We start from the raw sequence: 11,951 nt of genomic DNA on the forward strand, positions 1-11,951 counted from the left end.
ATGCGCTTCAATAAACGACCCGAGGTTTTCGCAGAGCCTGGTCAGGCTGCCAACGACCCAGAGCGGTCGGACGAGGCTTAGACTTTGTCGTGGGATCAACGGGCTAAATAATTTCATAGCTCGTAGAATCGTCCACGTTGTTGATAAACACTTTACGGCCATTTTCGAACTCAAAAACTATGTTTGCTCCACGTTCAGTAACCAACGTCTCATAGGATTTGAGCCGCACGCCAATCAAATCAGCAGCAAGCCCTACATTGACATGAGGATAGTTCAACCCTTCCCCTTCAACGGCCCAAGGCTCTGGCTCGGATGGCCATGTCCGCCAATGCACGACACCGATATCAAAGCATAGGTGGTGCCATATACCACCGAATTTTAGATATGTGACGCTTGCTGTATTCACCAGTTTTCCTTTGAATTCGAAACCTTGGCAGATCAGACCATCACATACCTTCCCTTCAATTGAAGGAGGCCTACCGTTAAACTCCAGTTCCATTGGGCTTCTCCTCCGTGATGTCGTAAAGCACACGATATCGAGAACAGACTCTCGGGCGAATGACTGCGCGGCCGATTGCAGTCATTCGGAATGGCTCAGTATACGGCGTCGCTGTCAGGACAAGCTGAGGAGCTTTCCAGGTGCCCTCAGTGACTGTTCACGCGCCAACCACTCCAATGCAGCACGCCCGGCCGCGCGCCCGCTACCGAAGCAGGCAGTCAACAGGTAGCCGCCGGTCGGCGCCTCCCAGTCGATCATCTCTCCCGCCACGAACACGCCGGGCAGCGCCCGCAGCATGGCACCGCCCTCCAGCGCCTCGAAACGTACCCCGCCCGCGCTGCTGATGGCTTCGTCGATCGGACGCGGGCGCCGCAGGGTGAGCGGCAGCCCCTTGAGCGCGGCCGCCAGCTTGTCGGTGTCGGCATAGTCCTCCCTTGAAAGGCACTCGTGCAGCAGCCCGGCCTTGACGCCCTTGATGCCGAGCCGGCTTTGCAGGTGGCTGGACAGCGAGCGCGAGCCGCGCGGACGCGCCACCTCGAGCGCGACGCGCGCAGCATCGAGGTCCGGCAGCAGGTCGAGCCAGATGGTGGTGCTGCCCTGCTCCGCGATCTGGTCGCGCAGCAGCGCCGAGATGGCATACACCAGGCTGCCTTCGATGCCGCTATGCGTCACGACAAACTGGCCCTGGCGCTTTTCCAGCGCGCCGTCGCGGCCGCGCCAAGCGACCGCCACGGTGGTCAGGGGCGCCCCCGCGTGCCTGTCGGCGAAGTGGGCGCTCCAGTCGACATCGAAGCCGCAGTTGGCCGGGGCCAGCGGCGCCACCTCGACTCCACGCCCGGCCAGCAGCGGCACCCAGGCCCCGTCGGACCCGAGCCGCGCCCAGCTGGCGCCGCCCAGGGCCAGCACGACGGCGTCGGCCTCGACCAGGATGTCGCCCTCCGGCGTCGCCATGCGCAGCCGGCCCTCCTCCCATCCCATCCAGCGGTGCCGCATGTGGAAACGCACGCCGGCCTCGCGCAGCCGGTGCAGCCAGGCGCGCAGCAGCGGCGCGGCCTTCATCTCGAGCGGGAATACGCGGCCGGAACTACCCACGAAGGTATCGATGCCGAGCGCGTGGATCCAGTCGCGCAGCGCCTGCGGCGTGAAGTCCGCGATCCAGTGCGCCACCTCTTCCTCGCGCTCCCGATAACGACCCAGGAAGGCCGGCAAGGATTCGGAGTGGGTGATGTTCATGCCGCCCTTCCCCGCCAGCAGGAACTTGCGCCCCACGGAGGCCATGGCGTCGTACAAGTCGACCTGCGCGCCGCCGGCGGCCAGGGTTTCGGCGGCCATCAGGCCGGCGGGGCCGCCGCCGATCACGGCGACGCGTTTGCTTCGGTTGGGCTGCTGGCTCATCGGGATATCGGGGAGGCGAAGGAGCGGCATTGTAGTCGAGTTTGCGCCATGCATAAAATGACGGCGCCGATGTAAAGTAAGCTTGACATGTCAGGTTTGCTTGACTACGATGTCAAGCATACTTTACTTCACGGAGGATGTCATGCATGAAAAGCGGGTCGGGAAAATGTATATGCGCGAACTGGTGGCATCGCTGGCGCTGTACATGGTGCTGCTGTTCGCCGCCATTCGCTGGGGCCGGCCGATGGAGGACGGCGTCGCACGCACGCTGGTGCTGCTCTCGCCGATGATCGGCTTCGGCGCCGCGCTATGGGTGATCGCACGCCACTTCGGGCGCATCGACGAATACATGCGCATGCGCCTGCTGGAAAACGTGGCGCTGGGCGCGGCCATCACGGCCGGCCTGACCTTCAGCTACGGCTTCCTCGAGACGGCCGGTTATCCAAAGCTGTCGATGTTCACGGTCTGGTGCGTCCTGTGCGGGGCGGTCGTGCTGGTCCAAGTGCTGCGCAAGTTCCTTGACCGCTGAATAAGCGATGAACAACCATATCAGAGCGCTGCGCGCCGAGCGCGGCTGGAGCCAGGCTGCGCTGGCCGACATGCTTGACGTCTCGCGCCAGAGCGTGAACGCGATCGAGACCGGCCGCTACGACCCCAGCTTGCCACTGGCCTTCGCCATCGCCAAATTATTCCAGTTACCGATCGAATCGATCTTCATCCCAGACCAGGAGTCAGCATGAAAGCATCCCTGTTGTTCGCAGCCCTGCTCGGCCTCGCCGGCAGCGCAGTCCTTCCCTCGGCTGCCGCCCAGGCCCCGCTCGACGCACCGAACCGCTTCGCCGCGCAACCCGTCGCTGTCGAACGCTTCGAGATCAAGGGCATGCTGGTCGAGCGCCACGGCAGCGGTCCGCGCCCCCTGGTACTGATCCCCGGCCTGTCCAGCGGCGGCTGGGTCTGGGGGCAAACTGTGCGCGATCTCGCGCCCTCGCACACCGTCTACGTGGTGACCCTGCCCGGCTTCGACGGCCGGCCGGCGGTAAGCGGCGACCCGTTCAATAACGCCAGGGCGGCGCTGGCTGAACTGATCGCCTCGCGCAAGCTGGCCAAGCCGGTGCTGGTCGGCCACAGCATCGGCGCGACCCTGGCGCTGGCCCTGGCGCAGGATCTGCCGCAGGCGATCGGCGGCGTGGTGGCGATCGACGGCCTGCCGGTGTTCCCGCGCACCGAAGACATGCCGCTGGAAGCGCGCGCGGCGATGGCCGAAGGGATGCGCAAGCAAATGGCAGCCCTCAGCGGGCCGGCCTTCGTCGCGCAGCAGCACCAGTATATGCGCGGCATCGGCATGGTCGACATGGGCAAGGCCGACGATGCGGCGCGCTTGAGCTCGCGAAGCGATCCGGCTGCAGTGGCCGCCTACATGGCCGCGGTGCTGTCGCGCGACCTGCGCCCCGGCCTGGCCGGCATCAAGGCGCCGGTGTTGCTGCTGGTGCCCTACTACGCCCCGGATGCGGTGGTCCTGAATAACATCACCTTGGACGACAAGCTCGCGTATTATCGGGAGCTGATGTCGGGAACGCCGCAGTTGCAGGTCGAGGCCATCGACAAGGCGCGCCACTTCGCCATGATCGACCAGCCCGAGGCCGTGGCCGACGCGATCCGCCGTTTCATCAAATAAGGCCACATACAAAGGGAGAAAAGAGATGCAAAAGCTGATCTACTGGAGCGGGCAATACCTGCTGGCGGCGGGCTCGATGTTTGCCCTGCTGGTCGCCATCGACGTGCTCCTGCGCGGCGAGGCCTTCGAGACCGGCTGGCGTGAGTCGCTGGCCTGGTCGGTGCTGGCGTCGGCCATCTTCATCGGCTCGCGCTACTACCGCGCCGACCGCGGCGCCCAGTGCGCGATGTGCAGCCATCCGGACACGAAACGCTGATCCGACTTCCTTCAAGATGCATCAAGACGGACCGGGGGCGCCGACGCAAGAATGCTGCACTGCGTCGTGCCCCTGCGACTGCATGCATTTGTCATCGCTATAAGATTCCGCTTGACAATAGATGTAGCAGGAATATTCTTGTATCCGCTACAACGAACGATGGCGCCCGCTAAATACTTGGACGAGGTCAGCCACGATTCGGGAAAGCAGTCCGTTTCAACATCTTGGAGGATGTGTATGTCGGTAACAACAAGGGCAGCAATGTCCCGTAGGACAATGCTGGGCGCAATCGCGTCCAGTCCACTCTGGATGCAGTCCGCCTGGGCGCAGCCAAACAAGCTGAAGATCTCCCACCAGTTCCCGCGCGGCAGTATCGCCGAAGGCGATTTCCGTGACCGCTTGTGCCGCATGTTCGCGGCCGACGTCGAGCGGCGCACCCGTGGCGGATTGAAATTCTCGATCTATCCGGCCGCCAGCCTGATGGCCCCCAACGCCCAGATCGGCGCGCTGCGCAGCGGCGGCCTGGACATGGCACTGGTGCCGCTGTCCTATGCGGGCGCCGAGGCGCCGGAAGCCAATATCGGCCTGATGCCCGGCCTGGTCACCTCGTACGAGCAAGGCTATGCCTGGAAGAATGCGCCGGTCGGGCGCGAGCTGACCCGCATCCTGAACGAACAGGGCCTGGTGGTGATCAGCTGGATCTGGCAGGCCGGCGGCGTGGCCTCGCGCGGCAAGCCGATCCTGCATCCGGAAGACGTGGCCGGCCTGAAGGTACGCGGCGGCTCGCACGAGATGGACCGCTTGCTGCTCGACGCCGGCGCGACGATCGTCAACCTGCCGTCCAACGAGATCCCGGCCGCCATGCGCGACGGCAGGCTCGACGCGGCGCTGACCTCCTCGACCTCGCTGATCTCGTTCAAGCTGCAGGAATCGAGCCGTGCCCTGACCACCGCACGCGGCGGCGCCTACTGGTTCATGTTCGAGCCCTTGATGATGTCGCGCACCGTGTTCGACCGCCTCACCAAGGAGCAGCAGGCCGCGGTGATGGCCGTGGGCGCCGGGCTGGAAAGCTTCGCACTCAAGGCCGCGCGCGCCGACGACGCGCGGGTGGCGACGGTGTACCGGTCTTCGGGGGCGCACGTGGTGGACATGGATGCGGAAGCGCTGCGCAAGTGGCAGGCGGTCGCACGCACCAACGCATGGCGCGAATTCGGCGAGCGCAGTGCCAACTGCGCCAAGCTGCTGGAACTGGCCGAGCAGTCTATCGCGATGATTTGAGCCGTGACGTGGTCGGCTTTGCCGACCACCTTATCTGGCCACCTCATCCGCCTGTCACCGGCGGAAAAAAGGCCACCTCGGCGCCATCGGCCACCGCAGTGTCGGGCCCGCACATCACCTGGTTGTACGCCATCCGCACGGCACGGTCCGGGCCGAGCGCCTCGGCCCATACGCCGCCACGCGACACCAGCGCCTCGCGCACCCCGCCCACCGTCGTTGCGCTTCCTGGCAACTCCAGGCGTTCATTGGCCATGCCGAGCGTCTCGCGCACCGACGCAAAATACCGCAATGTGATGTCCATGTGATCCTTAATGCTGCACTCAGTGCTGTAATTCCGCGAACGGGATGAAGCGCACCAGGTCGCCTTCCAGGATCGCCTGGCCCGGCGGATTGTCCACCAACCCGTCGCCCCAGACCGTGGAGGTCAGCACGCCCGAGCCCTGGTTCGGGAACAGGTCGAGCCCGCCGGCCGCATTTACGCGCACGCGCAGGAATTCGTTGCGGCGATCGCCCTTCGGCAGTGCGAAGTCGGCGCGCACGAAATAGCCGCGCGGCTCCACCGGGCCGCACACGCCCTGCAGGCGCAGCAGGAACGGCCGCACGAACAGCAGGAAGGTAATGAAGCTCGACACCGGATTACCCGGCAGGCCGATGAAGTACGAAAAACCGCCTTCCCGGCGCACTTCGCCGAAGGCCAGCGGCTTGCCGGGCTTGACCGCGATCTGCCACATGTTCAGCTGACCCTCGGCCTCGACCGCGGGCTTGATGTGGTCTTCTTCGCCCACCGACACGCCGCCCGAGGTGATGATCAGGTCGTGCTGCCGGGCCGCCTCGTGCAGGGTGGCGCGGGTGGCCTCCAGCGAGTCGGGCACGATGCCGTAGTCGGTGAAGTCGCAGCCGAAGTTCTCCAGCAGGGCGCGCAGCGTGAAACGGTTGGAATTGTAGATCGCGCCCGGCTGCAGGGGCTCACCCGGCATCGCCAGCTCGTCGCCGGTGAAGAACACCGCGACGCGTACGCGCCGCAGCACCGGCAGTTCGGCCAGGCCCACCGAGGCGGCCAGGCCCAGTTCCTGGCTACGCAGGCGGGTGCCGGCCGGCAGGATGACCGAGCCGGCGGCCACGTCCTCGCCGGTGCGGCGAATCCATTCGCCCGCGCGCGGCGCGTGGCGCACGGTGACACTGTCGCCCACCGCCTCGCACTGCTCCTGCATCACGACGGCATCGGCGCCGGGCGGAATCAGGGCGCCCGTGAAGATGCGCGCTGCGGTGCCCGGCTCGAGCGGCTGGCCGACACTGCCGGCGGGAATGCGCTGGGCAACGCGCAGGGTGGCGCTGCCGCTCGCGCAATCCGCCGCGCGCACCGCATAGCCGTCCATCTGGGTATTGTCGTGCGAGGGCACGTTGATGGTGGCGTGCCGGTCTTCGGCCAGCACGCGGCCGTTCGCATTTAGGGTTGGCACAGTCTCGGTGTCAAGCACCGGACGCGCCGCGTCGAGCAGCTGGCCCAAGGCCTCGCGCACGGACTGCATTGGGGGCTTCATTCTACAGCCCCGTGTGCTGCGCGATGTAGGCCTTCATGGCATCCACGTCGGTGCCCATCACGACGAAGCGCTGCGGCAGCGCCTCGATATCCTCGAAGCCGGCTGGGCGATCGGCATCCGTGCCCAGCGCTTCCAGGATGGTCTCGTTGAATTTCGCGGCTAGCGCGGTTTCCAGCACGATCATCGGTACGCCCGGCTGCATGTGCTCGCGTGCGACCTTGATGCCGTCCGCGGTGTGGGTGTCGATGGTGATGCCGTAGTCGTCGGCCACGTCGCGGATGGTCGCGAGGCGATCGAGGTGGGTCGATTTGCCGGAAGCGAAGCCGTACTGGCCAACCAGCTTCCACTCGTCGCCATCGCTGCCGGGCGCGCCCGACAGGTCGAAGCCGCCATGGGTGTCGACCTTGCGGAACAGCAGATGGGTGCGCTCCGCATCGCGGCCCACCAGTTCGTACACGAAACGCTCGAAGTTCGAGGCCTTCGAGATGTCCATCGACGGGCTGCTGGTGTGGTAGGTCTCGCTCGGCTTGCGCACGCGGTACACGCCGGTGCGGAAGAACTCGTCGAGCACGTCGTTCTCGTTGGTGGCCGCCACCAGCTGGTCGATCGGCAGGCCCATCATGCGGGCGATGTGGCCGGCGCAGATGTTGCCGAAGTTCCCCGACGGGACGGTGAACGAGACCTTCTGGTCGTTACTCGTGGTCGCGGCCAGGTAGCCGCGGAAGTAGTACACCACCTGGGCCACGACGCGCGCCCAGTTGATCGAGTTGACGGTGCCGATCTTGTGGCGGGCCTTGAACGACAGGTCGTTGGACACCGCCTTGACCATGTCCTGGCAGTCGTCGAACACGCCCTCGACCGCGATATTGTAGATGTTCGGGTCCTGCAGGCTGAACATCTGCGCGGTCTGGAAGGCGCTCATCTTCTGGTGCGGGGACAGCATGAACACGCGCACGCCGCGCTTGCCGCGCATCGCGTATTCGGCCGCGCTGCCGGTGTCGCCGGAGGTGGCCCCAAAAATGTTCAGTTCGTCGTTGTTCTTGTCCAACGCATATTCGAACAGGTTGCCGAGCAGTTGCATGGCCATGTCCTTGAAGGCCAGGGTCGGGCCGTTCGACAGCGCCTGCAACACAAGCTTGCCCTGCGCGCCGTCTTCGAGCACGCGCAGCGGAGTAATGTCGGCGGCGGATTCGCCTTCACGCGCGTTGCGGTAGACATCGGCGGTATAGGTCTTGGCGGTCAATGCGCGCAGGTCGGCATCGGGGATGTCGGTGGCGAATTTGCGCAGGATCTCGTAGGCGAGATCGGCATAGGACAGTCGGCGCCAGGCGTCGAGTTCCGCGCCCGTTACCTGCGGATACTCTTCGGGAAGGTACAAGCCGCCGTCCGGGGCCAGGCCCGCTAGCAGGATGTCGGAAAAACGCTGGGGATTGCGTGCTGCGGACGCGCTGGTCGCGCGGGTGGAGACGTAATGCATACGGTAGGAGATCCGGTTGGGGCCAAAGTTGAACTTTTATTATAGCGCCCGAATGGATCGTATGCTGTGGTGCAAAAAAAGTGAGTGGCTGCGGAGCGGAATTGGGTTCCCGCTGCGCGGGAACCCAACTTGAACTTGGCTCAGCAAGCCGCGTGATTCACCGTCACCACGTGCACCGCCAGTCCGCCCAGCGAAGTCTCCTTGTACTTTACCTGCATGTCCGCCCCGGTCTGGCGCATGGTCTCGATCACGTTGTCCAGGCTGACGAAGTGGGTGCCGTCGCCCTTGATCGCCAGGGAGGCGGCCGTGATGGCCTTGATCGCGCCCATGCCGTTGCGCTCGATACAGGGAATCTGCACCAGGCCGCCGATCGGGTCGCAGGTCATGCCGAGGTGGTGTTCGATGCCGATTTCGGCAGCGTTCTCGATACGCTCGTTGGAGCCGCCGAGCGCCGCCACCAGGCCGGCCGCCGCCATGGCGCAGGCCACCCCGACCTCGCCCTGGCACCCGACTTCGGCGCCCGAGATCGAGGCGTTCTTCTTGCACAGCATGCCGATCGCGCTCGCTGTGAGCAGGAACTCGCGGATGCCCTTGGCCGCATCGCTCGGACGGCAATCCTCGGCGTAGTAGCGCAGCACCGCCGGGATGATGCCGGCCGCGCCGTTGGTGGGCGCCGTCACCACCCGGCCGCCGGCGGCGTTTTCTTCGTTCACGGCCATCGCGTACAGCGTCACGTGGTGCGTCGCATCATGCGGCAGCTCGTTAACGCGCTTGCCCTCGACGCAGTGGGCCTGCTGCCACAGCCTGGCCGCACGGCGCTTGACGTTCAGGCCGCCCGGCAGCTGGCCTTCGGTGACCAGTCCGTGGGCGATACAGTCGCGCATGGTCTCCCAGATCCGGTCCAGGCCCGCATCCAGCTCGGCCTCGGTCATGCGCGCCAGCTCGTTTGCGCGCAGCATGTGCGGGATCGACAAGCCGTGCTCTTTGCCCAGCGCCAGCAAATCGCTCATGGTGCTGAAGGGGTAAGGCACCTGGACTGCCGAGGCGTCAGGGGCGCGGTTCTGGCTCTCGCCCGCGGCGTTGATGAAGCCGCCGCCGACAGAGTAATAGATGCGTTCGATGATGCTGCCATCAAGCAGCTGCAGCACGAACTTCATGCCGTTCGGGTGCTCCGGCAGGGTCGACTGCTTGTGCCATACGAGACCGGTACGGTACTGGAACGGCACTTCCTTCTCGCCGAGCAGCCGCAGCACGCCGTCCATCTCGGCTTCGGCCAGCTTGTCCTCGACCGACTCCGGATCGACGCCCTGCGGGGTCTCGCCCATCAGGCCCAGGATCACGGCCTTGTCGGTGGCGTGGCCGACGCCGGTCAGCGCAAGCGACCCGTACAGGTGGGCCTCGACGCCTACCGCGTTGTCCAGCGACCCGCACTCCAGCAAGAAGCGGCGCGCGGCCACCATCGGCCCCACCGTGTGGGAGCTCGACGGCCCGATACCGATCTTGAACAGATCAAAAACGCTCATATCCATCGTTGTCTCGACTCTTCAGTTTTTTATTATTGCGTTGATGCAGTGAAGTTAAGCGGTAAGCTCAAGCAGTGACGCCGACGTCGACGTTCTTCAGCATGCTGGCCACCATCTCGTCCACGCCGATGCGTACCTTCCATCCCCAGTCGCTGGTGGCGCGGCTGTCGTCCAGGCTCTTCGGCCAGGAATCGGCGATTTGCTGGCGGCTGTCCGGCTTGTAGGCGATCTCGAATTCCGGCAGCGCTTTCTTGATGGCGGCAGCCAGCTCGCGCGGGTTGAAGGACACGCCGGCCACGTTGTACGAGGAACGGATCACGACCTTCTCGGCTGGCGCGTCCATCAGCTCGATGGTGGCGCGGATCGCGTCCGGCATGTAGATCATCGGCAGCGTGGTTTCCGGACCCAGGAAGCATTCGTAGGTCTCGCCCTTGAGTGCGCTGTGGAAGATGGCGATCGCGTAATCGGTGGTGCCGCCGCCCGGAGGCGACTTGTAGCTGATGATGCCCGGGTAGCGGATCGAGCGCACATCGACGCCGTACTTGCTATGGTAGTACTCGCACAGGCGCTCGCCGGCCAGCTTGCTGATGCCGTAGATCGAGGTCGGGTCCATCACCGCGTACTGCGGGGTCGACTCCGCCGGCGTGTTCGGACCGAAGGCGGCGATCGACGAAGGCCAGAACAGCTTCAGCGGCTTGGCGGCCGGGTCTTCCGATTGACTACGCTCGCGCGCCACTTCGAGGATGTTGAGCAGGCCGTCCATGTTCAGCGTCCACGCCTTGAGCGGCGCCTTCTCGCCCGTGGCCGACAGCAGCGCCGCCAGCTGGTAGACCTGGGTGATGTTTTCGTTATCGATCAGCGCGGCCAGGGCGTCCTTGTCCAGCACGTCGAGACGGGTGTAGCGCGCCGCGCCGTAGACGTTGTCCGCACCGATGTCCGAAGCGATCACGTTGTTCGGACCGTGCTGTTCGGCCAGGGCGCTGACCAGTTCACTGCCGATCTGGCCATTGGCGCCGATGATGAGGATGCGTTCCATTGTTCTGTTCCGATCTTATTGATTCTTGAGGATGCCCAGCTCTTTGCCGGCTTGTTCGAAGGCCTTGAGCACGGTGTCGAGCTGTTCGCGGGTGTGCGCAGCCGACAGTTGCACGCGCACGCGCGCCTGGCCCATCGGCACCACCGGATAGAAGAAGCCCGACAGCAGCACGCCCAGTTCGAACATGCGGGCGGCGAATTTCTGTGCGACCGGCGCTTCGAACAGCATCACCGGCACCACCGGGTGCGTGCCCGGCTTGATGGTGAAGCCGATGCGCTCGATCTCCTTGCGGAAGTATGCGGTGTTCTCGTGCAGGCGGTCGCGCAGTTCGGTCGACTTCGAGATGCGGTCCAGCACCGAGATCGACGCGCCGGCAATCATCGGCGCCAGGGTGTTCGAGAACAGGTAGGGACGCGACTTCTGGCGCAGGGTTTCGATGACTTCCTTGCGGCCGGAGGTAAAACCGCCCATCGCGCCGCCCAGGGCCTTGCCCAGGGTGCCGGTGATGATGTCGATCTTGCCGATGACGCCGCAGTGTTCGTGGGTGCCGCGCCCGGTCTTGCCCATGAAGCCCGAGGCGTGCGATTCGTCGATCATGGTCAGGGCGCCGTATTGCTCGGCCAGCGCGACGATCCTGTCCAGCTGGGCGATGGTGCCGTCCATCGAGAACACGCCGTCGGTGACGATGATCTTGTGGCGCTTGCCCGCTTCGGTCGCGGCCTGCAGCTGCTTTTCCAGGTCGGCCATGTCGTTGTTGGCGTAGCGGTAGCGCGCCGCCTTGCACAGGCGCACGCCGTCGATGATCGATGCGTGGTTCAGGGCGTCCGAGATGATCGCGTCGTTCTCGTCGAACAGCGGCTCGAACACGCCGCCGTTGGCGTCGAACGCGGCCGCGTACAGGATGGTGTCTTCGGTGCCGAGGAATTCGGACAGCTTCTGCTCCAGTTCCTTGTGCACGGTCTGGGTGCCGCAGATGAAGCGCACCGAGGACAGGCCGTAGCCGTATTTTTCCAGCGCCGCGGCCGCCGCCTCGGAAGTTTGTTCGTCGCCGGACAGGCCCAGGTAGTTGTTGGCGCACATATTGATGAGCGTGCGGCCGTCTTGCGCGACCACCTCAGAACCCTGGCGCGAAGCGATCACGCGCTCCGGCTTGAACAGGCCGTCGCTGCGCAGCGTCTCGAGTTTCGATTGCAGGCCGCTATAGAATGCTTGGTCGCTCATGGTTCCCACTCCCTGGTTGTCTGGTTGGCCAGCTGCGGCTTGACCGGCGG

Annotated in this window: 13 protein-coding genes; 5 read left to right on the forward strand and 8 right to left on the reverse strand. The window is 65.0% G+C overall.

The annotated features are described in order from the left end of the window. Positions 1-103: 103 nt before the first annotated feature. Positions 104-499 (reverse strand): hypothetical protein, encoded by a 396-nt coding sequence (locus AC56LU_RS03005; RefSeq protein ID WP_497174109.1) that lies wholly within the window; start codon positions 497-499, stop codon positions 104-106. 114 nt (positions 500-613) lie between these two features. Further along, complete coding sequence (locus AC56LU_RS03010; RefSeq protein ID WP_497174110.1) at positions 614-1,894, reverse strand: TIGR03862 family flavoprotein; 1,281 nt, start codon at positions 1,892-1,894, stop codon at positions 614-616. A 172-nt stretch (positions 1,895-2,066) separates the two neighbouring features. On the opposite strand from AC56LU_RS03010, the gene AC56LU_RS03015 reads away from it, so the two are divergent. From AC56LU_RS03015 to dctP, 5 genes are all read left to right on the forward strand, one after another. Continuing rightward, a complete protein-coding gene (locus AC56LU_RS03015; protein ID WP_497174111.1) occupies positions 2,067-2,423 on the forward strand; it encodes a hypothetical protein in 357 nt (118 codons plus the stop codon). A 7-nt stretch (positions 2,424-2,430) separates the two neighbouring features. Beyond that, a complete protein-coding gene (locus AC56LU_RS03020; protein ID WP_497174112.1) occupies positions 2,431-2,634 on the forward strand; it encodes a helix-turn-helix transcriptional regulator in 204 nt (67 codons plus the stop codon). Next, the gene (locus AC56LU_RS03025; RefSeq protein WP_497174113.1) at positions 2,631-3,569 is read left to right on the forward strand and encodes an alpha/beta fold hydrolase; all 939 of its coding nucleotides are present in this window, start codon (positions 2,631-2,633) and stop codon (positions 3,567-3,569) included. The genes AC56LU_RS03020 and AC56LU_RS03025 overlap by 4 nt, the downstream gene beginning before the upstream one ends. A gap of 25 nt (positions 3,570-3,594) precedes the next feature. Further along, a complete protein-coding gene (locus tag AC56LU_RS03030) occupies positions 3,595-3,825 on the forward strand; it encodes a hypothetical protein (protein WP_497174114.1) in 231 nt (76 codons plus the stop codon). Positions 3,826-4,086: 261 nt separating this feature from the next. Then, the gene (gene dctP / locus AC56LU_RS03035) at positions 4,087-5,103 is read left to right on the forward strand and encodes a TRAP transporter substrate-binding protein DctP (protein WP_497174115.1); all 1,017 of its coding nucleotides are present in this window, start codon (positions 4,087-4,089) and stop codon (positions 5,101-5,103) included. A gap of 43 nt (positions 5,104-5,146) precedes the next feature. On the opposite strand, the gene moaD is transcribed toward dctP, so the two are convergent. The 6 genes from moaD to AC56LU_RS03065 all read right to left on the reverse strand — a co-directional run bounded on the left by moaD (position 5,147) and on the right by AC56LU_RS03065 (position 11,901). Beyond that, on the reverse strand, positions 5,147-5,404 hold the full coding sequence (gene moaD, locus AC56LU_RS03040; RefSeq protein WP_497174116.1) for a molybdopterin converting factor subunit 1: 258 nt from the start codon (positions 5,402-5,404) through the stop codon (positions 5,147-5,149). A gap of 19 nt (positions 5,405-5,423) precedes the next feature. Continuing rightward, complete coding sequence (locus AC56LU_RS03045; protein ID WP_497174209.1) at positions 5,424-6,632, reverse strand: molybdopterin molybdotransferase MoeA; 1,209 nt, start codon at positions 6,630-6,632, stop codon at positions 5,424-5,426. Positions 6,633-6,645: 13 nt separating this feature from the next. Beyond that, positions 6,646-8,121, reverse strand: coding sequence for a threonine synthase (gene thrC, locus AC56LU_RS03050; RefSeq protein ID WP_497174117.1), 1,476 nt, complete (start codon positions 8,119-8,121; stop codon positions 6,646-6,648). A gap of 140 nt (positions 8,122-8,261) precedes the next feature. Beyond that, the gene (locus AC56LU_RS03055) at positions 8,262-9,650 is read right to left on the reverse strand and encodes an L-serine ammonia-lyase (protein ID WP_497174118.1); all 1,389 of its coding nucleotides are present in this window, start codon (positions 9,648-9,650) and stop codon (positions 8,262-8,264) included. Positions 9,651-9,711: 61 nt separating this feature from the next. After that, positions 9,712-10,680: an NAD-dependent epimerase/dehydratase family protein gene (locus AC56LU_RS03060; protein WP_497174119.1), complete on the reverse strand. Its 969-nt coding sequence runs from the start codon at positions 10,678-10,680 to the stop codon at positions 9,712-9,714. 15 nt (positions 10,681-10,695) lie between these two features. Next, positions 10,696-11,901: a glycine C-acetyltransferase gene (locus AC56LU_RS03065; RefSeq protein WP_497174120.1), complete on the reverse strand. Its 1,206-nt coding sequence runs from the start codon at positions 11,899-11,901 to the stop codon at positions 10,696-10,698. Positions 11,902-11,951 lie beyond the last annotated feature (50 nt).

The sequence above is a fragment of the Telluria sp. PB2R4 genome (assembly GCF_059685695.1).

What these genes read in the sequence shown, in the direction of transcription:
- AC56LU_RS03025 (WP_497174113.1), top strand. Translation starts at nt 2,631, where the DNA reads ATGAAAGCATCCCTGTTGTTCGCAGCCCTGCTCGGCCTCGCCGGCAGC.
- AC56LU_RS03020 (WP_497174112.1), top strand. Translation starts at nt 2,431, where the DNA reads ATGAACAACCATATCAGAGCGCTGCGCGCCGAGCGCGGCTGGAGCCAG.
- moaD (WP_497174116.1), bottom strand. Translation starts at nt 5,404, where the DNA reads ATGGACATCACATTGCGGTATTTTGCGTCGGTGCGCGAGACGCTCGGC.
- AC56LU_RS03010 (WP_497174110.1), bottom strand. Translation starts at nt 1,894, where the DNA reads ATGAGCCAGCAGCCCAACCGAAGCAAACGCGTCGCCGTGATCGGCGGC.
- AC56LU_RS03065 (WP_497174120.1), bottom strand. Translation starts at nt 11,901, where the DNA reads ATGAGCGACCAAGCATTCTATAGCGGCCTGCAATCGAAACTCGAGACG.
- AC56LU_RS03045 (WP_497174209.1), bottom strand. Translation starts at nt 6,632, where the DNA reads ATGCAGTCCGTGCGCGAGGCCTTGGGCCAGCTGCTCGACGCGGCGCGT.
- AC56LU_RS03030 (WP_497174114.1), top strand. Translation starts at nt 3,595, where the DNA reads ATGCAAAAGCTGATCTACTGGAGCGGGCAATACCTGCTGGCGGCGGGC.
- AC56LU_RS03055 (WP_497174118.1), bottom strand. Translation starts at nt 9,650, where the DNA reads ATGGATATGAGCGTTTTTGATCTGTTCAAGATCGGTATCGGGCCGTCG.
- AC56LU_RS03005 (WP_497174109.1), bottom strand. Translation starts at nt 499, where the DNA reads ATGGAACTGGAGTTTAACGGTAGGCCTCCTTCAATTGAAGGGAAGGTA.
- dctP (WP_497174115.1), top strand. Translation starts at nt 4,087, where the DNA reads ATGTCCCGTAGGACAATGCTGGGCGCAATCGCGTCCAGTCCACTCTGG.
- thrC (WP_497174117.1), bottom strand. Translation starts at nt 8,121, where the DNA reads ATGCATTACGTCTCCACCCGCGCGACCAGCGCGTCCGCAGCACGCAAT.
- AC56LU_RS03015 (WP_497174111.1), top strand. Translation starts at nt 2,067, where the DNA reads ATGCGCGAACTGGTGGCATCGCTGGCGCTGTACATGGTGCTGCTGTTC.
- AC56LU_RS03060 (WP_497174119.1), bottom strand. Translation starts at nt 10,680, where the DNA reads ATGGAACGCATCCTCATCATCGGCGCCAATGGCCAGATCGGCAGTGAA.